Raw genomic sequence first — 18,736 nt, 5'->3', positions numbered from 1 at the left:
GCTAACGTAAAGAGGTTATAGCAGTGGCTAAGGAAAAATTTGAACGTTCCAAACCGCACGTCAACGTCGGTACCATCGGTCACGTTGACCACGGTAAAACGACCCTGACAGCGGCCCTGACTCGTGTTTCCGCCGAAGTATTCGGTGGTAGCTGGAGCGAGTTCGACGCTATCGATAACGCCCCGGAAGAGCGTGAGCGCGGTATCACTATCGCCACCTCTCACGTCGAATACCAGTCAGAGACGCGTCACTACGCACACGTCGACTGCCCGGGACACGCCGATTACGTCAAGAACATGATCACCGGCGCGGCGCAGATGGACGGCGCTATCCTGGTTTGTTCTGCTGCTGACGGCCCGATGCCGCAGACTCGCGAGCACATCCTGCTGTCTCGCCAGGTTGGCGTACCGTACATCGTCGTGTTCCTGAACAAGGCTGACATGGTCGATGACGAAGAGTTGCTCGAACTGGTCGAAATGGAAGTTCGTGAACTTCTCGACCAGTACGACTTCCCGGGTGACGACACTCCGATCATCACCGGTTCCGCGCTGATGGCGCTGGAAGGCAAAGATGACAATGGCATGGGTACTACCGCCGTTGCCAACCTGATCAAGGCCCTGGACGACTATATCCCTGAGCCCGAGCGTGCCATCGACCAGCCGTTCCTGATGCCGATCGAAGACGTGTTCTCCATCTCCGGCCGCGGTACCGTGGTAACCGGTCGTGTTGAGCGCGGTATCGTCAAGGCGGGTGAAGAAGTCGAAATCGTGGGTATCCGCGACACCACCAAGACCACCGTTACCGGTGTCGAAATGTTCCGCAAGCTGCTCGACGAAGGTCGTGCCGGCGAGAACGTTGGTGCGCTGCTGCGTGGTACCAAGCGTGATGACGTCGAGCGTGGTCAGGTTCTGGCCAAGCCGGGCACCATCAACCCGCACACCGTTTTCGAAGCCGAAGTCTACGTTCTGTCCAAGGAAGAGGGTGGTCGTCATACGCCGTTCTTCAAGGGCTACCGTCCGCAGTTCTACTTCCGTACCACCGACGTGACCGGTACTTGTGAACTGCCGGAAGGCGTTGAAATGGTCATGCCGGGCGACAACGTCAAGATGGTTGTGACGCTGATCGCTCCGATCGCCATGGACGACGGCCTGCGCTTCGCCATTCGCGAAGGCGGTCGTACCGTCGGCGCCGGTGTTGTGGCCAAGATCGTCCAGTAAGTTAGCATCTGGAATGATCAAGGGGGCTCGCAAGAGCCCCCTTTTCTGCGCACCGGTAGCAAGTGTTTGACACTGGCAGCCGGCGTGCCTATAATGCGCATCCTTTGAATGCGTGGGTAGACGGCTCGCGCCGTCGACATCCATTGGAGTTTAGGGCAAATGCAGAACCAAAAGATTCGCATTCGGTTGAAAGCATTCGACCATCGCCTGATCGATCAGTCCACAGCGGAGATCGTTGAAACCGCTAAGCGTACTGGCGCCCAGGTTCGTGGTCCGATTCCGCTGCCGACCAATCGCGAGCGTTACACCATCCTGATTTCACCGCACGTCAATAAAGATGCGCGTGATCAGTATGAGATTCGTACCCACAAGCGTGTGCTCGACATCGTCGAACCCACTGAGAAAACCGTTGACGCATTGATGAAGCTCGACCTCGCCGCTGGCGTAGACGTGCAAATCAAGCTCGACTGATAACACTAGACACTCGCGGCCCAGCGCCTGGTTTCAAGTGCCTGTTCTCAAGTGCTAGACACCAAGCAGCAGCCGCCACGCCGAGATGGCGTCATACAATGTGCTAGTGGAATGCTCTGGAAAGGGCAGCCATAGCGGGTGATAGCCCCGTACACTATAGGAGAACTGAGAATGACTATCGGTTTGGTCGGTACAAAGGCCGGGATGACCCGCGTCTTTACCGAAGACGGCGCATCCGTGCCCGTAACCGTTATTGAAGTTGAGCCTAACCGCATCACTTGCGTGAAGTCCGTCGAGTCCGATGGCTACGCAGCGGTTCAGGTTACAACTGGCTCCCGCAAAGCCAAGCACCTAACCAAAGCCCGGGCAGGCGTTTTTGCCAAGGCGGGTGTGGAGGCTGGTCGTTCACTGATGGAATTCCGCCTGACTGAAGGCGACGAAACTCCAGAGGTGGGTGGCGAATTCACCGTATCCCTCTTCGAAGCTGGTCAGATGGTTGATGTGACCGGTACCTCCAAGGGTAAAGGTTTCCAGGGCGCTGTTAAGCGCTGGAACTTCCGTACCCAGGACAATACCCATGGTAACTCCCTGTCGCACCGTGCGCCGGGTTCTATCGGTATGTGTCAAACCCCGGGTCGCGTTTTCAAGGGCAAGAAGATGGCCGGTCAGATGGGCAACGTCCGCTGCACCGTGCAAAGCCTCGAAATCGTCCGTGTCGACGCCGAGCGCAATCTGCTGCTGATCAAGGGCGCCGTACCGGGTGCAACCGGTAGTGACGTCATCGTGCGCAGCGCCGTGAAAGCTGGCTGAAGGGGATAATTACCAATGAATCTGAATCTTGCTGCAGGCGCGGGTACCGTTGAAGTAGCCGACGCCACTTTTGGCAAAGACTTCAATGAGGCGCTGGTTCACCAGGTTGTTACCGCCTATTTGGCCGGTGGTCGCCAGGGGACGCGTGCTCAGAAGAATCGTTCCGATGTCCGTGGTGGTGGTAAGAAACCGTGGCGTCAGAAAGGCACTGGCCGTGCGCGTGCCGGTACCATCCGCTCTCCGCTGTGGCGCAGCGGTGGCGTGACCTTCGCGGCGCGTCCGCAGGATCACTCCCAGAAAGTGAATCGCAAGATGTACCGCGCAGCGATGCGCTCGATCCTTTCCGAGCTGGTGCGTCAGGAGCGTTTGGTCGCCATCGACGAGTTCAATGTCGAAGCGCCCAAGACCAAGCAGGTCGCTGCCAAGCTGAAAGAGTTGAACCTGGAAAAGGTTCTGATCGTCACCGAAGAAATCGACGAGAAGCTCTATCTGGCCGCACGCAACCTTCCCCACGTCGATGTGGTGGACGTCGCGGCAGCTGACCCGGTGAGCCTGGTCGCCTTTGACAAGGTCCTGGTCACCGTCTCCGCCCTGCGTAAATTCGAGGAGAAGCTGGCATGAACCAGGAACGCGTATTCAAGGTTCTGCTTGGACCGCACGTGACCGAAAAGGCCGCGATGGCCGCCGAGCGTAACCAGTACGTTTTCAAGGTGGCAACTGATGCCACCAAGCCCGAGATCAAGAAAGCCGTTGAGCAACTGTTCGGCAAGAAGGTCGGTGGCGTTCAGGTATTGAACGTCAAGGGCAAGACCAAGCGTACTGCAAACGGCATCGGCCAACGCAAGGGTTACCGCAAGGCGTATGTGACCCTGGCCGCGGGCGAAACGCTCGAAGACTTCTCTGGCGCCGAATAAGGGCAGGAGTACGGATAATGGCAATCGTCAAGACCAAACCCACATCCGCCGGTCGTCGCCACGTCGTCAAGATCGTAGGCGAGGAGCTGTACAAGGGCCGTGCGTATGCACCGCTACTTGAAAAGCAGTCCAAGTCTGGTGGACGTAACAACAACGGCCGCATCACCACCCGCCACGTCGGCGGTGGTCATCGCCAGCATTACCGGCTGATCGATTTCAAGCGCACCAAGGATGGCATTCCCGCCATCGTCGAGCGCCTGGAATACGACCCCAACCGTAGTGCACACATCGCGCTGCTGAAGTATGCCGATGGCGAGCGTCGTTACATCATCGCACCGAAAGGTGTGAAAGCCGGCGACACGCTGGAATCCGGTGTCAATGCGGCGATCAAGAAAGGCAATGCATTGCCGCTGCGCAACATCCCGCTGGGTTCCACGGTGCACTGCATCGAACTCAAGCCGGGTAAAGGCGCACAGATCGCTCGTAGTGCCGGCACCAGTGCTCAGCTGGTAGCGCGTGAAGGCAACTACGCCACCTTGCGTCTTCGTTCCGGCGAAATGCGCAAGATCCTGGCGGAATGTCGCGCGACCCTGGGTGAAGTGAGCAACTCCGAGCACAGCCTGCGTCAACTTGGCAAGGCCGGTGCGAAGCGCTGGAGAGGCGTACGTCCGACAGTTCGCGGTGTCGCGATGAACCCGGTGGATCACCCGCACGGTGGTGGTGAAGGCCGCACCAGTGGTGGTCGTAACCCGGTTACCCCGTGGGGTGTCCCGACCAAGGGTTACAAGACACGCAAGAACAAGCGCACCGACAAGCTGATCGTTCGTCGCCGTAACAAGACGCGTTGATCTAAATTGCCAAGACATTAAGAGGTAACGGCTGTGCCACGTTCACTAAAGAAAGGTCCCTTCATTGACCTGCATCTTTTGAAGAAGGTTGAGGCTGCAGTGGAGAAGAACGACCGCAAACCGATCAAGACCTGGTCGCGTCGTTCGATGATTCTGCCGAACATGGTGGGTCTCACCATTGCGGTCCATAACGGTCGCCAACATGTCCCGGTGCATGTCTCCGAGGAAATGGTTGGCCACAAGCTGGGCGAATTCGCTGCTACCCGCACTTATCGCGGCCATGCGGCGGACAAGAAAGCCAAACGGTAAGCCAAAGAGGATTGAGAGATGGAAGTCACAGCTAAGCTGCGTGGCGCTCGTTTATCCGCCCAGAAGGCCCGTTTGGTGGCTGACCAGGTGCGCGGTAAACCGGTCGCCGAGGCACTCGACCTGCTGACCTTCTCCCCGAAGAAGGCTGCCCATTTGGTCAAGAAAGTGCTTCAGTCCGCCATTGCAAACGCGGAAGAAAACAACGGCATGGATATCGACGAGCTGCGTGTCTCGACCATCTGCGTCGATGAGGGCATGACGCTCAAGCGCATCCGTCCGCGCGCCAAGGGCCGTGCGGATCGCATTCTGAAGCGCACCTGCCACATCACCGTCAAGGTAGCCGAGAAGTAGGAGTCGACCAGATGGGTCAAAAAGTACATCCAACGGGCATCCGACTGGGCATCGTCAAAGACCATGCTTCCGTCTGGTATGCCGAGCGCGGCGCCTATGCCGACAAGCTCAACAACGATCTCGCAGTGCGTAGCTTCCTGGAAGAGCGTCTCAAGAACGCTTCCGTGAGCCGCATTCATATCGAGCGTCCGGCCAACAACGCCCGTATCACCATTCACACCGCCCGTCCGGGCATCGTGATTGGCAAGAAAGGCGAAGATGTCGACAAGCTGCGTCGTGACCTCACCCAGATGATGGGTGTGCCGGTGCACGTCAACATCGAAGAAGTTCGCAAGCCGGAACTCGATGCCAAGCTGGTCGCTGCCAACGTGGCGGGTCAGCTCGAGCGTCGCGTGATGTTCCGTCGCGCCATGAAGCGCGCGGTACAGAACGCCATGCGTCTTGGCGCTGGCGGCATCAAGATTCAGCTGTCCGGTCGTCTGGGTGGTGCTGAAATCGCACGTACCGAATGGTACCGCGAAGGTCGCGTTCCGCTGCACACGTTGCGTGCGGATATCGACTACGCCACTTACGAAGCTCACACCACCTACGGCGTCATCGGCGTCAAAGTGTGGATCTTCAAGGGTGAAATCCTCGGCGGTATCGAGGAAGTACGTGCCAGGGCGAAGCAACAGCCTGCCGGCAACGCGCCCAAGAAGAAAGGTTCCAGGTAAGGGGAGAGCGAGTCGATGTTACAGCCCAAGCGCATGAAATTCCGCAAGATGATGAAAGGCCGCAACCGTGGCCTGGCGCATCGCGGAAGCAAGATCAGCTTCGGGGAATACGGTCTCAAGGCAACCGGTCGCGGCCGCATCACTGCGCGCCAGATCGAAGCCGGCCGTCGTGCGATCACACGTCACGTCAAGCGTGGCGGCAAGATCTGGATCCGCGTCTTCCCCGACAAGCCGATTTCCAAGAAGCCACTCGAAGTTCGTATGGGTAAGGGTAAAGGTTCGGTCGAGTACTGGGTAGCCCAGATCCAGCCGGGTCGGGTCCTGTATGAGATTGAAGGTGTGTCGGAAGAACTGGCGCGTGAAGCGTTCGAGCTTGCCGCCCAGAAGATGCCCATATCCACCACCTTTGCGAAACGGACGGTGATGTGATGAAAGCCAACGAAATTCGTGAAAAGTCAGTCGGCGAGTTGCAAGAACAGCTCCTCGAACTCCTCCGCGAGCAGTTCAACCTGCGCATGCAGAAGGCCACCGGCCAACTGAGCCAGAGCCATCTGCTCAAGCAGGTCCGTCGGGACATCGCCCGCGTGAAGACTGTGCTCAACGAGAAGGCAGGTGACTGAGATGGCCGAAGAAAAGAAAGCCCGTATGCTCACCGGTAAGGTGGTGAGCGACAAGATGGACAAGTCCATTGTCGTCATGATCGAGCGTCGCGAGCGTCACCCGATCTACGGAAAATACATGAAGCGCTCCACCAAGCTGCACGCCCATGATGAGGCGAACCAGGCAAAGGCCGGCGATATGGTTTCCATTCAGGAGTGCCGTCCGCTTTCCAAGAAGAAAGCCTGGACGCTGGTCGAGGTGGTTGAGCAGGCCAAGGGTTAACCCGACCTGCCCAACGAGTGCAGTCAGATTAGGTTTGGAGAAAACCGATGATTCAGACTCAGACAATGCTGGATGTCGCCGACAACAGCGGAGCGCGCCGGGTGCAGTGCATCAAGGTGTTGGGCGGTTCACACCGTCGCTACGCTCGTGTTGGTGACATCATCAAGGTCACGGTGAAGGAAGCGATTCCGCGTGGCAAGGTCAAGAAAGGCCAGGTGCTCAAAGCGGTCGTGGTTCGGACCCGTAGTGGCGTCCGTCGTCCCGACGGTTCGCTGATCCGTTTCGATGGAAATGCGGCGGTTCTGTTGAATAACACCAACGAACAGCCCATCGGTACCCGTATCTTCGGGCCGGTGACTCGTGAACTGCGTAACGAAAAGTTCATGAAGATCATTTCCTTGGCGCCTGAAGTGCTGTAAGGAGCGAGGCGGATATGCAAAAGATCAAACGTGACGATGAAGTCATCGTCATCGCCGGGAAGGATAAAGGCAAGCGCGGCACCGTTAAGCGGGTAATGGAAAACCGTTTCGTGGTGTCCGGTGTGAACATGATCAAGCGTCACACCAAGCCGAATCCCATGGCGGGAAATCAGGGCGGTATCGTCGAGCGTGAGGCTCCGATTCACGCGTCCAACGTAGCCATCTTCAATTCGGAGACCGGTAAGGCGGATCGCGTCGGCTTCCAAGTGAAGGAAGACGGTACCAAGGTACGTATCTACAAGTCGACGCAGACGCAGATCGACGCCTAACGCGAGTCGGGTAGCAAAATGGCGAACTTGAAAGAACGTTATCAAAACGAGGTGGTGGCAGGACTTAAAGAACAGTTCAGCTACGCCAACGTGATGCAGGTACCCCGGATCACGAAAGTGACTCTGAACATGGGTATCGGCGATGCGGTCAGCGACAAGAAGCTGATCGACAACGCCATCGGCGACCTGGAGAAGCTCTCCGGTCAAAAGCCGCTGGTGACCAAGGCACGCAAGTCCATCGCGGGCTTCAAGGTGCGTGAAGGTTGGCCGATCGGGATCAAGGTGACCCTGCGCGCCGAGCGCATGTGGGACTTCCTGGACCGTCTGGTGAACATCGCGATTCCTCGCGTGCGTGACTTCCGTGGTCTCAACCCGAAGTCCTTCGACGGTCGCGGCAACTATTCCATGGGGGTGCGTGAGCAGATCATCTTCCCGGAGATCGAGTATGATAAAATCGATCGCGTTCGGGGGCTGGACGTCACCATCATCACTACCGCCAACACCGATGAGGAAGGTCGCGCATTACTTACCGCGCTGAACTTCCCGTTCAAGAAATAAGGGTGGGATCATGGCAAAGAAAAGCATGGTAGAGCGTGAGCTCAAGCGTGCCGACCTGGTCAAGAAGTACGCGGCCAAGCGCGCTGAACTCAAGGCGATCATCAGCGATGTGAATGCTTCCGACGAAGACCGCTTCGAGGCGACGCTGAAGCTGCAGCAACTGCCGCGCGACTCGAGCCCGGTACGCCAGCGTAACCGCTGCCGTATCACCGGTCGTCCGCACGGCTTTTACAACAAGTTCGGGCTTGCCCGCAACATGCTGCGTGAAGCCGCCATGCGTGGCGATGTCCCTGGACTCAAGAAGTCCAGCTGGTAACCGTCACGTAGAATCATCAGGAGCGCACATTAAATGAGCATGCAAGACACTCTGGCGGATATGTTCACCCGTATCCGCAATGCGCAGATGGCCACCAAGGAGACGGTCACCATGCCGTCCTCCAAGTTGAAAGTGGAAGTGGCCCGCGTGCTGAAAGAAGAGGGCTACATTGCCGACATCACGGTTGCCGAAGGCGTCAAGCCCGAGCTGACCGTGACCCTCAAGTACTTTGAGGGCAAGCCGGTCATCGAGCACATTCAACGGGTTTCCAAGCCTTCCCTGCGCCAGTACAAGGGCAAGGCCAACCTGCCTAAGGTCGCCGATGGTCTGGGTATCGCGATCGTCACCACCTCCAACGGGGTGATGACCGATCGTGCCGCACGTCAGGCGGGTGTCGGTGGCGAAGTCATCTGCACCGTATTCTAGGAGGCTGGAATGTCCCGTATAGCCAAATATCCGGTAAAAGTACCCGCCGGAGTCGACATCAAGATTGATGGCGACCAACTGACCGCCAAAGGCGGTCAGGGTACGCTGTCCATGCCTATCCACCAGGACGTGGTGATAGGTCAGGAAGACAGCCAGCTGACCTTCGCCCCGAGCGAAAGCGCCAAGAGCTGGGCGATGGCCGGTACTACCCGTGCCCTGGTTCAGAACCTGGTTACGGGCGTATCCGAGGGCTTCACGAAGTCTCTCGAAATCATCGGCGTCGGTTATCGTGCCCAAGCTAAGGGCCAGACGCTCAATCTTTCACTGGGCTTCTCGCACCCGGTCGACTACGAACTGCCTGAAGGTGTCACGGCGGAAACGCCGAAGAACACCACGATCGTGCTGAAAAGCGCGGACAAGCAGAAGCTCGGTCAGTGCGCTGCGGAAATCCGCGCCTTCCGTCCGCCTGAGCCGTATAAAGGCAAGGGTGTCCGGTACGCCGACGAGCAGGTGCGTCGCAAAGAAGCCAAGAAGAAGTAAGGCAGGGTTATGAACGCGAAGAAAGAATCTCGTCTCCGTCGTGCCCGCCGCGCTCGCGCCAAGATCCGCGAGCTGGGCGTGTATCGCCTGTGCGTCAACCGTACCCCGCGTCACATCTACGCGCAGATTATCTCGCCGGATGGTGGCAAGGTGCTGGCCAGCGCATCTACGCTGGACAAGGCGCTGCGTGAGGGTGCAACCGGCAACGCAGACGCCGCTACCAAAGTGGGTGCGCTGATTGCGGAACGCGCTAAGGAAGCAGGCATCACCCAGGTGGCCTTCGATCGTGCTGGTTTTAAGTATCACGGTCGCGTCAAGGCTCTGGCCGACGCCGCTCGTGAAGGCGGCCTGGAATTCTAAAGGGTTTTACGATGGCGAAGAACGAACAGCAAAACGGTGATCTGCAAGAGAAGTTGGTGCAGGTCAACCGTGTCGCCAAGGTGGTCAAGGGGGGTCGTATTTTCGGCTTCACCGCGCTGACCGTCGTTGGTGATGGTAAAGGTCGTGTCGGTTTCGGTCGTGGCAAGGCACGTGAAGTGCCGGTCGCGATCCAGAAGGCGATGGACCAGGCTCGTCGCAACATGGTTAAGGTCACTCTCAGCGGCAACACGCTGCAGTACCCGGTCAAGGCCCGTCACGGCGCCTCCAAGGTGTACATGCAGCCGGCTTCTGAAGGTACCGGGATCATCGCTGGTGGCGCCATGCGTTCCGTGCTGGAATTGGCCGGCGTCCACGACGTCCTGGCCAAGTGCTACGGTTCCACCAACCCGGTCAACGTGGTGCGGGCGACTGTCAAAGGTCTCTCCTCCATGCAGGCACCGGAAGACGTGGCCGCCAAGCGCGGTCTGTCTGTCGAAGCGATCACGGGGTAAGACACCATGGCAGCAACGATCAAGGTTACCCAGATCCGTAGCACCATCGGCGTCTTGCCCAAGCATCGAGCTACCATGAGTGGCTTGGGCCTGCGTCGCATCGGTCATACGGTTGAACTGGAAGACACCCCTGCCGTGCGCGGCATGATCCACAAGGTCAACTACCTTGTGCGCGTTGAGGGAGAGTAATCCATGAAACTCAATACCCTGAGCCCGGCCCCGGGCTCCAAGCACGCTGAAAAGCGCGTTGGTCGTGGTATCGGTTCCGGTCTGGGCAAGACCGGCGGCCGTGGCCACAAAGGCCAGAAAGCGCGCAGTGGCGGTAGCGTCAAGCCTGGTTTCGAAGGCGGTCAGATGCCGCTGCAGCGTCGGTTGCCGAAGTTCGGCTTCACGTCCGCTAAATCGCTGGTATCTGAAGAAGTCCGCCTGGCCGAACTTGGCAAGGTTGCCGGTGACGAAGTCACGCTGGAAACCCTGAAGCAAGCCAACGTGCTGAAGGATGCGACGCTTCATGCGAAGATCATCCTTTCCGGCGAACTGAACAAGGCGGTTACGGTCCGCGGCATCAAGGTCACCCAGGGTGCCCGTGCTGCGATCGAAGCCGCCGGTGGCAAGGTAGAGGACTAAATGGCCAAGTCAGGAAATATGCCGGCGATGGGCAGCGGTCTGAGTGAACTATGGGCGCGCTTGCGCTTCGTGCTCCTCGCCATCGTGGTGTACCGTATCGGTGCCCACATTCCCGTTCCCGGTATCAATCCTGACCAGCTTGCTGCCTTGTTCAGGGAGCAACAGGGTACCATCCTGGGCATGTTCAACATGTTCTCGGGTGGCGCCCTGGAGCGCATGAGTATCTTTGCGTTGGGGATCATGCCGTATATCTCCGCGTCGATCATCATGCAGCTCATGACTGCGGTCTCGCCCCATCTTGAGCAGCTCAAGAAGGAGGGCGAGTCCGGCCGCCGCAAGATCAGCCAGTACACCCGCTACGGCACGGTGTTACTTGCGTTTGTACAAGCCACCGGCATGTCGGTCGGGTTGGCGAGCCAAGGCATAGCCTACACCGCCGACTTCAGCTTCTATTTCACCGCTATCGTCACCTTCGTGTCGGGGGCGGTGTTCATGATGTGGCTGGGGGAGCAGATTACCGAGAAGGGTATCGGCAACGGTATTTCGTTGCTGATCTTCGCCGGTATCGTCGCCGCATTGCCCAGTGCCGTGGGCCAGGCGTTCGAGTTGGCGCGCAATGAAGGCGCTTGGAATGTGCTTCCGTTGCTGGCTCTGTCGGTGCTGGGTATCGCCACCGTGGCGTTCGTGGTCTTCATCGAGCGTGGCCAACGCCGCTTGAAGGTGAATTATCCGCGACGTCAGGTAGGCAACAAGATGTATGCCGGGCAGAGCAGTTATCTGCCGCTGAAGGTCAACATGGCCGGTGTCATTCCGGCGATCTTTGCCTCCAGTATCCTGTTGTTCCCCGCTTCCATCGGCCAATGGGTCGGCGCGGGTGATGGCATGGAGTGGCTGCAGCGAGCCTCCCAGGCGCTAGGTCCAGGCCAACCGCTTTACATCTTGCTTTTCGCGGCGGCAGTGGTATTCTTCTGCTTCTTTTACACAGCGCTGGTCTTCAACCCCAAGGATGTGGCTGACAATCTGAAAAAGTCAGGCGCCTTCCTGCCGGGCATTCGCCCCGGCGAGCAGACCGCTCGCTATATCGACAAGGTCATGACTCGTCTGACCCTGTTCGGTGCCTTGTATATCACTGCGGTTTCCCTGATGCCCCAGTTCCTGATCGTGGCGTGGAACGTGCCGTTCTTCTTCGGCGGTACGTCGCTGCTGATCGTGGTTGTGGTCATCATGGACTTCATGGCCCAGGTGCAGTCGCATCTCATGTCGCATCAATATGACTCGGTGATGAAGAAGTCCAACCTGAAAGGCTACGGTAGCGGCGGCATCATGCGCTGAGGCGCCGTCAATTAATTGACGTGCCGCGAGCCGTTTTTGGAGAAAGAACGATGAAAGTTCGAGCTTCCGTAAAGAAAATGTGCCGTAACTGCAAGATAATTCGTCGCAATGGCGCTGTCCGCGTCATCTGCAGCGAACCGCGGCACAAGCAGCGCCAGGGCTAGATCCTGGGCTGTGATTAACCGGGTGCCAGCATGCCCCTTGCCTTTAGGCAGGTTAAGGGGTATGCTGTTGCGCCTTTTGTAGATGACCCAACGAGCAAGCCGCTCAAATTTCGGAGTAAGCTGATGGCCCGTATTGCAGGCGTCAATATCCCGGACAACAAGCATGCGGCGATCTCGCTGACCTATATCTTCGGGATTGGCCGTACTCGCGCAGAGCACGTTTGTGCTGCTGCCGGTATTGCCCCGACTACCAAGATTCAGGATCTGTCCTCTGATGAGCTGGACACCCTGCGTTCTGAAGTCGGCAAGTACACCGTAGAAGGCGACCTTCGTCGTGATGTTACGCTGAATATCAAGCGTCTCATGGACTTGGGTTGCTATCGTGGTCTGCGTCATCGTCGTAGTCTCCCGCTGCGTGGTCAGCGGACAAAGACTAACGCGCGTACCCGCAAGGGCCCGCGTAAGCCGATCCGCAAATAACACGCACGTTCTGGCGTAAAGACAGGAATAGACATCAACATGGCTAACCCGCGTAGCAACCGTAAAAAGGTTAAAAAGCAGGTAGTGGATGCCGTAGCGCATATCCATGCCTCTTTTAACAACACGATCGTGACGATCACAGACCGCCAGGGCAATGCTCTCTCCTGGGCAACTGCCGGTGGTTCGGGTTTTCGTGGTTCTCGCAAGAGCACCCCGTTCGCTGCTCAAGTGGCAAGTGAACGTGCAGCAACTGCTGCAGCCGAGTATGGTGTGAAAAACGTCGACGTGCTGGTCAAAGGCCCCGGTCCCGGCCGTGAATCCGCCGTGCGCGCTCTGAATGCCGCCGGCTTCCGCGTGCAAAGCATCACCGACGCGACGCCCATTCCCCATAATGGCTGCCGTCCGCCGAAGAAACGCCGCGTTTAAGGAGACAGATTCATGGCTCGTTATATTGGACCGAAGTGCAAACTGTCTCGTCGTGAAGGCACAGACCTCTTTTTGAAGAGTGGTGTGACTCCCTTCGAGAAAAAGTGTAAATCCGAGCAGATCCCGGGTGTACACGGCCAGCGTCGTCAACGTCTTTCAGACTACGGCTTGCAGCTTCGCGAGAAGCAGAAAGTACGTCGCATGTATGGCGTACTCGAAAAGCAGTTCCGCAACTACTACAAGGAAGCCGCTCGCTTGAAAGGGGCGACCGGTGAAGTATTGCTGCAACTGCTCGAATCCCGACTGGATAACGTCGTCTACCGTATGGGCTTCGGCTCGACTCGCTCTGAAGCGCGTCAGCTGGTCAGCCACAAGGCGATTTCAGTGAACGGCAAGACCGTCAACGTGGCGTCCTATCAGGTCAAGCCCGGTGACGTGGTCTCCGTTCGCGAAAAGGCCAAGAACCAGGCCCGCATTCAAAGCGCGCTGGCCATTGCGGCCAATCGTGGCGATGTGGTCTGGATCGAAACCGACGCCAAGAAGATGGAAGGCACTTTCAAGGCTCTGCCTGAACGCGGTGACCTGACTGCCGACATCAACGAAAACCTGATCGTCGAGCTGTACTCCAAGTAAGCAGTTTTCTGTTTCTTGTCGGCCTGGCGCAGGGATAACACCAGCGTCAGGCCGTGCCGAGTACCAAGTATCCGTTTGGCAGCCTGAAAGGTATTCTTATGCAGCGTTCAGTGACAGAGTTTCTTCGTCCCCGCGATATCAAGGTCGAAGAAATCAGCGCACATCATGCCAAGATCGTGCTCGAACCGTTCGAGCGTGGTTTCGGCCACACCCTGGGCAATGCACTGCGTCGCATCCTGCTCTCGTCCATGCCCGGCTGCGCCGTGGTGGAAGCCGAGATTGCCGGAGTCGAGCACGAGTACAGTGCCATTGAAGGGGTGCAGGAAGACGTCATTGAGATTCTTCTGAACCTCAAGGATGTAGCGATCAAGATGCACAGCCGCGATGAGGCGGTGCTCTCGCTGAACAAGCAGGGCCCGGCCGTCGTGACCGCTGGTGATATCGCGCTTGATCATAGCGTCGAGATCGTCAATCCGGATCATGTCATCGCTCACGTCAACGAAGGCGCGGAGCTGAAGATTCAGCTCAAGGTCGCCTTGGGTCGTGGTTATGAACCCGCGGATACGCGTGGTTCCGATGAAGAAACCCGTGCGATCGGTCGCCTGCAGCTGGATGCCACCTTCAGCCCCGTTCGCCGTGTTTCCTACGCTGTGGAAGCTGCCCGTGTCGAGCAACGTACCGACCTGGACAAGCTGATCATCGATCTGGAAACAGATGGTACCTTGGATCCGGAAGAGGCTATCCGTCGCAGCGCCACCATCCTGCAAGAGCAGCTGGCCGCCTTCGTCGATCTGGAAGCCGACAAGGAACAGGAAGTCGAAGAGGAAGAGGATCACGTCGATCCCATCCTGCTGCGCCCCGTAGACGATCTCGAGTTGACCGTTCGCAGTGCCAACTGTCTGAAAGCCGAGAACATCTACTACATTGGCGACCTGATTCAGCGCACCGAAGTCGAGCTGTTGAAGACGCCGAATCTCGGCAAGAAGTCCTTGAATGAAATCAAGGACGTGTTGGCCGCCCGCGGCCTGTCCCTGGGCATGCGGTTGGAGAACTGGCCGCCGGCAAGCCTGAAGGACGACAAGGCCTCCGCGTGAGCGTCGACTTGAGTCCCAGTTTGGTAAGGAATCACAACCATGCGTCATCGTAAGAGTGGTCGTCATCTAAATCGTACCAGCTCGCACCGCCAGGCCATGTTCAAGAACATGTCCGTCTCGCTGGTCGAGCACGAAGTCATCAAGACAACCCTGCCCAAGGCCAAGGAGCTGCGTCGCGTCATCGAGCCGCTGATCACCCTGGCCAAGCAGGATAGCGTTGCCAATCGTCGTCTGGCCTTTGCCCGCACGCGCTCCAAGGAAGCGGTGGGTAAGTTGTTCAACGAATTGGGTCCGCGTTACGCCGAGCGTCCGGGCGGTTACGTCCGTATTCTCAAGTGCGGATTCCGCACCGGCGATAACGCCCCGATGGCCTACGTCGAACTGGTTGACCGTCCCGTGATCGAAGAAGCCGCCGCCGAGGAGTAATCCTCCGCGCTGCTCCGGTACGTATCGAAAACCGACCCATCCGGGTCGGTTTTTTTATGGTGCGCCAGGCATGGCGCGCAGCGCCTTGACTGGCGCTATTCCTGAGGGTGGTGCCTCAGGATGACTTGGGGGTGAAAGTCCCCTGCACGCCCGGCAAGGGGAAGTGCTAGCCGACGGCAAGGGTGTCCCTCGCGAGGGGGAATCTGAAGGAAGCCTAAGGCAAAACGCTGGCTCGACGGGGGCGCCTAGCCGAACAGAAAGCGGATACGAGGCGGCATGGCGGGGTGAGATGGCCATAATCATCAAAGCCCGGTACTTGCACGGAACGCCATGACGTAGATCCGACAGGCATAAGCGGGAAGGTCGCGCGTCTTACCCTGGGAGGTCTGGTGGTCTGCCACGGTGCTACCGGCGTCGAGAGGCGACGGGATGGATCACCAGACGTCAGCCGAGGCCATAGTAAGTGCCGGTTTACTGCGGCACCAAGGGCCGAACATGAAGAACCGCGAGTAGGCGATAACGTCTCGAGGATCGATCATGAAGACAGACACTGACGCTAATACCGTCACTCACCCAGAGGGGCAGGGGCAGCACCCCGCGTCCCAGCCGGTGAGCGTCGAGACGAGCCCGGCGTCGTTATCGTGGACGAAAGCGGAGCCAGCCTCGCTCATGGAATGGGTCGTTGATCCGGAAAACATGGAGCGAGCTTACCGTAAGGTGGTTAGCAACAAAGGCGCACCGGGTGTCGATGGCATGACGGTGCATCAGCTAGCTGACCACCTAAAGACGCATTGGCCAATGCTGCGCGAGCGGCTGTTGGCCAATGAGTATCATCCCAGCCCGACCCGAACCGCCACGATCCCCAAACCCAAGGGTGGAACGCGGCAACTGGGCATCCCCACGGTTACCGACCGGTTGATCCAACAAGCGATGTCCCAGGCGCTCATGCCGATCTTCGATCCAGCGTTCTCCGAGTCGAGTTACGGCTACCGCCCCAAGCGGAGTGCCAAGCAGGCCGTCTCGGCCATGAAGGCCCACGTCACCGCCGGCCACCGCTGGGTGGTCGATCTTGACCTGGAAGCCTTCTTCGATCGAGTGAATCACGACCTGCTGATGGCACGGGTCGCGCGGCGCGTTGATGACAAGCGCGTGCTGCGTCTAATCCGCCGCTATCTGGAGGCGGGCATGTTCCAGCAGGGTCTCCCCACGCCGCGACGGCAGGGGACGCCCCAAGGTGGGCCACTCAGCCCGCTACTGGCGAACATCCTGCTGGACGACATGGATAAGGAGCTGGAACGCCGCGGCCATCGCTTCTGCCGCTACGCCGATGACGTCCAGGTGTATGTCAAAAGTCGGCGAGCAGGCGAGCGTGTCATGGACAGCTTGAGTGAGCATATCGAGAACTCACTGCGGCTGACGGTCAACCGCCGTAAAAGTGCGGTGGATCGGCCATGGCGACGCGGCTACCTGGGCTACAGCCTTACTTGGCATAAGCAGTCGAAGCTGACGCTCGCCAAGGCCAGCCTGAAGCGCATGATGCAGCGTGTCCGTGAGATCCTGAAACGTGGCAGAGGGCGTAACATCCAACGGATAATCGAAAAGTTGGGGCCCGTCCTGCGAGGATGGGCCCACTACTTCAACCTGGTTGATGTGAAAAGCCCCTTGGACGCGTTGGACCAATGGATACGCCGCCGCTTACGCGATGTGGTCTGGCGGCAGTGGAAGCGTCCAAAGACCCGGCGTCACAAGCTTATGGCACTGGGCCTGGACGCGCGTCGTGCTTGGAAATCGGTGGGTAATGGTCGAGGTCCCTGGTGGAACGCCGGGGCTTCGCACATGAACCAGGCCCTGCCGAGAAAGTGGTTTTACGATCAGGGCCTGATCTCGATACTCGATACGGTAAGATGGCTCAAACGTTGTTCATGAACCGCCGTGGTACGGAACCGTATGCCCGGTGGTGTGAGAGGACGGGGGAGGCGACTCCCCCTCCTACTCGATCCTGCTTGATAACGATAGGGCATGTTGGGTTACGCTGATGCTATTCGCTGCGATGCTGCGATATAGGGAAAGGCTGTACACAAGAAAGCGTGACGATTCATAATGAAGCAAAACCTCGCCTGTTGAGCAGGCCACGTCACTACTCGTTTGATTACCGATCCAAGGGAACATCATGAAAGTATCCGCGTTTCGCTCCCTACCGGTATTTACCGGGCCAGTAGTTACCGGCATAGTCTTGAGCCTCTGCCTGCTTTTCTCGCTCCCGGCCGCAGCCAATCCGCGCTACGCAGGGATGGTGGTAGATCTGGAGAATGGCGAGGTGCTGTATGCCGCCAATGCCGATATCCGTCGCTACCCGGCATCGTTGACGAAGATGATGACGCTCTATCTGGTTTTCGAGGCGCTGGAGCGAGGCAACCTAGAGCTGAATCAGGCCTTGCCCGTGTCCAGCCAGGCCGCGGCCATGCCGGCGGTAAAGCTGTGGCTCCCCGCAGGCGGCTCCATCAAGGTGGATGAGGCGATTCGAGCGATGGTCGTGCGTTCGGCCAATGACGTGGCGGTTGTGGTTGCCGAGGCGTTGGGCGGCAGTGAGCGACAGTTCGCTCATCTGATGACACAGAAGGCCCGCGAGCTGGGCATGCACTCGACGACGTTCCGTAATGCTTCGGGCCTGCCCGATGACCAACAGGCCACCACGGCCCGGGATATGCTGACCCTTTCGGTCAGGGTGATGGAGGATTTTCCCCAGTATTATCACTATTTCTCGCTGCAGGAATTTACCTACCGAGGCACCCGACATACCAGTCATAACCGGTTGGTGAAAAACTATCCCGGCGCGGACGGCCTGAAAACCGGTTTCATTCGTGCCTCGGGCTTCAATGTGGCGACTACCGCCGTGCGTGGCGGGCGACGCTTGATGGCGATCGTGATGGGCGGATTCACCGCCCAGTCCCGCGATGCCCACATGGCCGATTTACTGGACCGCGGCTTTCAGCGAGCGTCGCTGCGCGATAGGGGCAACTGGCTGGCCAATGCCAGTATCTCCCAGGAATACATGGAGTTTCCCGGTCATGCGGCGCCTTATCGGCAGCAGTCGGCTAGCGGCTCGCTGATGGCGGCGGTGGATATCTCCAACACGCCGGCACGCCGCTCGAGTCAGTCCGGCGAATCAGTCGCCATGACGCAGCCCGCCTCTACGCCGCCATCAGGCGTCAATGAGCCACTGGCAGCCGCCGATGATCCATTGCAGCGTTTCATGCAGCGGGAACGGGATCTCGCCGCTACGGCCGCGGGGCACTGGGGTATTCAGGTGGGGGCCTTCAGTCAGGCTGAGCATGCCCGTCATCTGGCCCAGCAAGCTGCACAGCGGGTGAGCCAGGAGTTTCAGCAAGCGCGTATTGCAGTCGATGCCCTGCAGGAGGGGCCACCGGTCTATCGGGCGCGTCTCGTCGATCTACACGAAGAGCAGGCTCATCGGGCATGCACTCGACTGCAAGCGGAAGGCATGGATTGCATGGTCGTCAACGCCAGCTTGTAGTCGTTGTGTGTTCCTGCGCACCCCGCCGGTTGATGGACCGGCGG

31 protein-coding genes are annotated in these 18,736 nt (G+C 58.6%); all 31 read left to right on the top strand.

The window, feature by feature from the left end:
* The first annotated feature begins 23 nt into the window (after window positions 1-23).
* The 31 genes from tuf (at window position 24) to R5M92_RS14285 (ending at window position 18,692) form a co-directional block, all read left to right on the top strand.
* Window positions 24-1,217 (top strand): elongation factor Tu, encoded by a 1,194-nt coding sequence (tuf, locus tag R5M92_RS14435; protein WP_346796667.1) that lies wholly within the window; start codon window positions 24-26, stop codon window positions 1,215-1,217.
* A gap of 159 nt (window positions 1,218-1,376) precedes the next feature.
* Entirely contained in the window at window positions 1,377-1,688 is a 312-nt protein-coding gene (gene rpsJ / locus R5M92_RS14430; RefSeq protein ID WP_009098983.1) for a 30S ribosomal protein S10, read from the top strand.
* 171 nt (window positions 1,689-1,859) lie between these two features.
* Complete coding sequence (gene rplC / locus R5M92_RS14425; RefSeq protein ID WP_346796666.1) at window positions 1,860-2,498, top strand: 50S ribosomal protein L3; 639 nt, start codon at window positions 1,860-1,862, stop codon at window positions 2,496-2,498.
* A 15-nt stretch (window positions 2,499-2,513) separates the two neighbouring features.
* Entirely contained in the window at window positions 2,514-3,119 is a 606-nt protein-coding gene (gene rplD, locus R5M92_RS14420; protein WP_346796665.1) for a 50S ribosomal protein L4, read from the top strand.
* Window positions 3,116-3,412, top strand: a complete 297-nt coding sequence (rplW, locus tag R5M92_RS14415) for a 50S ribosomal protein L23 (RefSeq protein ID WP_346796664.1) — start codon at window positions 3,116-3,118, stop codon at window positions 3,410-3,412. The genes rplD and rplW overlap by 4 nt, the downstream gene beginning before the upstream one ends.
* A 17-nt stretch (window positions 3,413-3,429) precedes the next feature.
* Window positions 3,430-4,260 (top strand): 50S ribosomal protein L2, encoded by an 831-nt coding sequence (rplB, locus tag R5M92_RS14410; protein WP_346796663.1) that lies wholly within the window; start codon window positions 3,430-3,432, stop codon window positions 4,258-4,260.
* Between the two features lie 33 nt (window positions 4,261-4,293).
* Entirely contained in the window at window positions 4,294-4,569 is a 276-nt protein-coding gene (rpsS, locus tag R5M92_RS14405) for a 30S ribosomal protein S19 (RefSeq protein WP_009098993.1), read from the top strand.
* Between the two features lie 18 nt (window positions 4,570-4,587).
* Window positions 4,588-4,920 (top strand): 50S ribosomal protein L22, encoded by a 333-nt coding sequence (gene rplV, locus R5M92_RS14400; protein WP_346796661.1) that lies wholly within the window; start codon window positions 4,588-4,590, stop codon window positions 4,918-4,920.
* Window positions 4,921-4,931: 11 nt separating this feature from the next.
* Window positions 4,932-5,633, top strand: a complete 702-nt coding sequence (rpsC, locus tag R5M92_RS14395; RefSeq protein WP_346796660.1) for a 30S ribosomal protein S3 — start codon at window positions 4,932-4,934, stop codon at window positions 5,631-5,633.
* A gap of 15 nt (window positions 5,634-5,648) precedes the next feature.
* Window positions 5,649-6,062 (top strand): 50S ribosomal protein L16, encoded by a 414-nt coding sequence (gene rplP, locus R5M92_RS14390; protein WP_346796658.1) that lies wholly within the window; start codon window positions 5,649-5,651, stop codon window positions 6,060-6,062.
* A complete protein-coding gene (gene rpmC, locus R5M92_RS14385; RefSeq protein WP_346796657.1) occupies window positions 6,062-6,253 on the top strand; it encodes a 50S ribosomal protein L29 in 192 nt (63 codons plus the stop codon). Before rplP ends, rpmC begins: the two co-directional genes overlap by 1 nt.
* Window position 6,254: 1 nt before the next feature.
* Complete coding sequence (gene rpsQ, locus R5M92_RS14380) at window positions 6,255-6,515, top strand: 30S ribosomal protein S17 (protein WP_346796655.1); 261 nt, start codon at window positions 6,255-6,257, stop codon at window positions 6,513-6,515.
* 47 nt (window positions 6,516-6,562) lie between these two features.
* Window positions 6,563-6,934 (top strand): 50S ribosomal protein L14, encoded by a 372-nt coding sequence (gene rplN, locus R5M92_RS14375; RefSeq protein WP_008959163.1) that lies wholly within the window; start codon window positions 6,563-6,565, stop codon window positions 6,932-6,934.
* Window positions 6,935-6,948: 14 nt separating this feature from the next.
* Complete coding sequence (rplX, locus tag R5M92_RS14370) at window positions 6,949-7,263, top strand: 50S ribosomal protein L24 (protein WP_346796654.1); 315 nt, start codon at window positions 6,949-6,951, stop codon at window positions 7,261-7,263.
* Between the two features lie 18 nt (window positions 7,264-7,281).
* Window positions 7,282-7,821 carry a 50S ribosomal protein L5 gene (rplE, locus tag R5M92_RS14365; protein WP_346796653.1) on the top strand — a complete coding sequence of 180 codons (540 nt, stop codon included), beginning with the start codon at window positions 7,282-7,284 and terminating at the stop codon, window positions 7,819-7,821.
* 10 nt (window positions 7,822-7,831) lie between these two features.
* Window positions 7,832-8,137, top strand: a complete 306-nt coding sequence (gene rpsN, locus R5M92_RS14360) for a 30S ribosomal protein S14 (protein WP_346796651.1) — start codon at window positions 7,832-7,834, stop codon at window positions 8,135-8,137.
* Between the two features lie 33 nt (window positions 8,138-8,170).
* Window positions 8,171-8,563 carry a 30S ribosomal protein S8 gene (rpsH, locus tag R5M92_RS14355; RefSeq protein ID WP_346796650.1) on the top strand — a complete coding sequence of 131 codons (393 nt, stop codon included), beginning with the start codon at window positions 8,171-8,173 and terminating at the stop codon, window positions 8,561-8,563.
* 9 nt (window positions 8,564-8,572) lie between these two features.
* Window positions 8,573-9,103 (top strand): 50S ribosomal protein L6, encoded by a 531-nt coding sequence (rplF, locus tag R5M92_RS14350; RefSeq protein WP_346796649.1) that lies wholly within the window; start codon window positions 8,573-8,575, stop codon window positions 9,101-9,103.
* A gap of 9 nt (window positions 9,104-9,112) precedes the next feature.
* A complete protein-coding gene (gene rplR / locus R5M92_RS14345; RefSeq protein WP_346796648.1) occupies window positions 9,113-9,463 on the top strand; it encodes a 50S ribosomal protein L18 in 351 nt (116 codons plus the stop codon).
* Between the two features lie 11 nt (window positions 9,464-9,474).
* The gene (gene rpsE / locus R5M92_RS14340; protein WP_346796647.1) at window positions 9,475-9,975 is read left to right on the top strand and encodes a 30S ribosomal protein S5; all 501 of its coding nucleotides are present in this window, start codon (window positions 9,475-9,477) and stop codon (window positions 9,973-9,975) included.
* A gap of 6 nt (window positions 9,976-9,981) precedes the next feature.
* Entirely contained in the window at window positions 9,982-10,164 is a 183-nt protein-coding gene (gene rpmD, locus R5M92_RS14335) for a 50S ribosomal protein L30 (RefSeq protein WP_346796646.1), read from the top strand.
* 3 nt (window positions 10,165-10,167) lie between these two features.
* Entirely contained in the window at window positions 10,168-10,602 is a 435-nt protein-coding gene (gene rplO, locus R5M92_RS14330) for a 50S ribosomal protein L15 (RefSeq protein ID WP_346796645.1), read from the top strand.
* Window positions 10,603-11,934 carry a preprotein translocase subunit SecY gene (gene secY, locus R5M92_RS14325; RefSeq protein WP_346796644.1) on the top strand — a complete coding sequence of 444 codons (1,332 nt, stop codon included), beginning with the start codon at window positions 10,603-10,605 and terminating at the stop codon, window positions 11,932-11,934. It begins immediately after the preceding gene.
* Window positions 11,935-11,984: 50 nt separating this feature from the next.
* Window positions 11,985-12,098, top strand: a complete 114-nt coding sequence (gene rpmJ, locus R5M92_RS14320; protein WP_008959154.1) for a 50S ribosomal protein L36 — start codon at window positions 11,985-11,987, stop codon at window positions 12,096-12,098.
* A gap of 123 nt (window positions 12,099-12,221) precedes the next feature.
* Window positions 12,222-12,578 carry a 30S ribosomal protein S13 gene (gene rpsM / locus R5M92_RS14315; RefSeq protein WP_346796643.1) on the top strand — a complete coding sequence of 119 codons (357 nt, stop codon included), beginning with the start codon at window positions 12,222-12,224 and terminating at the stop codon, window positions 12,576-12,578.
* A 39-nt stretch (window positions 12,579-12,617) separates the two neighbouring features.
* Window positions 12,618-13,004 (top strand): 30S ribosomal protein S11, encoded by a 387-nt coding sequence (gene rpsK / locus R5M92_RS14310; protein WP_009723883.1) that lies wholly within the window; start codon window positions 12,618-12,620, stop codon window positions 13,002-13,004.
* A gap of 12 nt (window positions 13,005-13,016) precedes the next feature.
* Complete coding sequence (gene rpsD / locus R5M92_RS14305) at window positions 13,017-13,637, top strand: 30S ribosomal protein S4 (RefSeq protein WP_346796642.1); 621 nt, start codon at window positions 13,017-13,019, stop codon at window positions 13,635-13,637.
* Between the two features lie 98 nt (window positions 13,638-13,735).
* Entirely contained in the window at window positions 13,736-14,731 is a 996-nt protein-coding gene (locus R5M92_RS14300) for a DNA-directed RNA polymerase subunit alpha (protein ID WP_346796641.1), read from the top strand.
* A gap of 39 nt (window positions 14,732-14,770) precedes the next feature.
* Window positions 14,771-15,157, top strand: coding sequence for a 50S ribosomal protein L17 (gene rplQ, locus R5M92_RS14295; RefSeq protein ID WP_346796640.1), 387 nt, complete (start codon window positions 14,771-14,773; stop codon window positions 15,155-15,157).
* Window positions 15,158-15,694: 537 nt separating this feature from the next.
* A complete protein-coding gene (gene ltrA / locus R5M92_RS14290; protein WP_346796639.1) occupies window positions 15,695-17,083 on the top strand; it encodes a group II intron reverse transcriptase/maturase in 1,389 nt (462 codons plus the stop codon).
* 244 nt (window positions 17,084-17,327) lie between these two features.
* Window positions 17,328-18,692 (top strand): D-alanyl-D-alanine carboxypeptidase, encoded by a 1,365-nt coding sequence (locus tag R5M92_RS14285; protein ID WP_346796638.1) that lies wholly within the window; start codon window positions 17,328-17,330, stop codon window positions 18,690-18,692.
* The last annotated feature ends 44 nt before the right edge of the window (window positions 18,693-18,736 follow it).

The sequence above is a fragment of the Halomonas sp. Bachu 37 genome, from assembly GCF_039691755.1.
GTDB lineage: Bacteria > Pseudomonadota > Gammaproteobacteria > Pseudomonadales > Halomonadaceae > Vreelandella > Vreelandella kashgarensis.
Note: the sequence above shows the minus strand (reverse complement) of the source record. Positions and strands in the feature narration are given on the sequence as shown.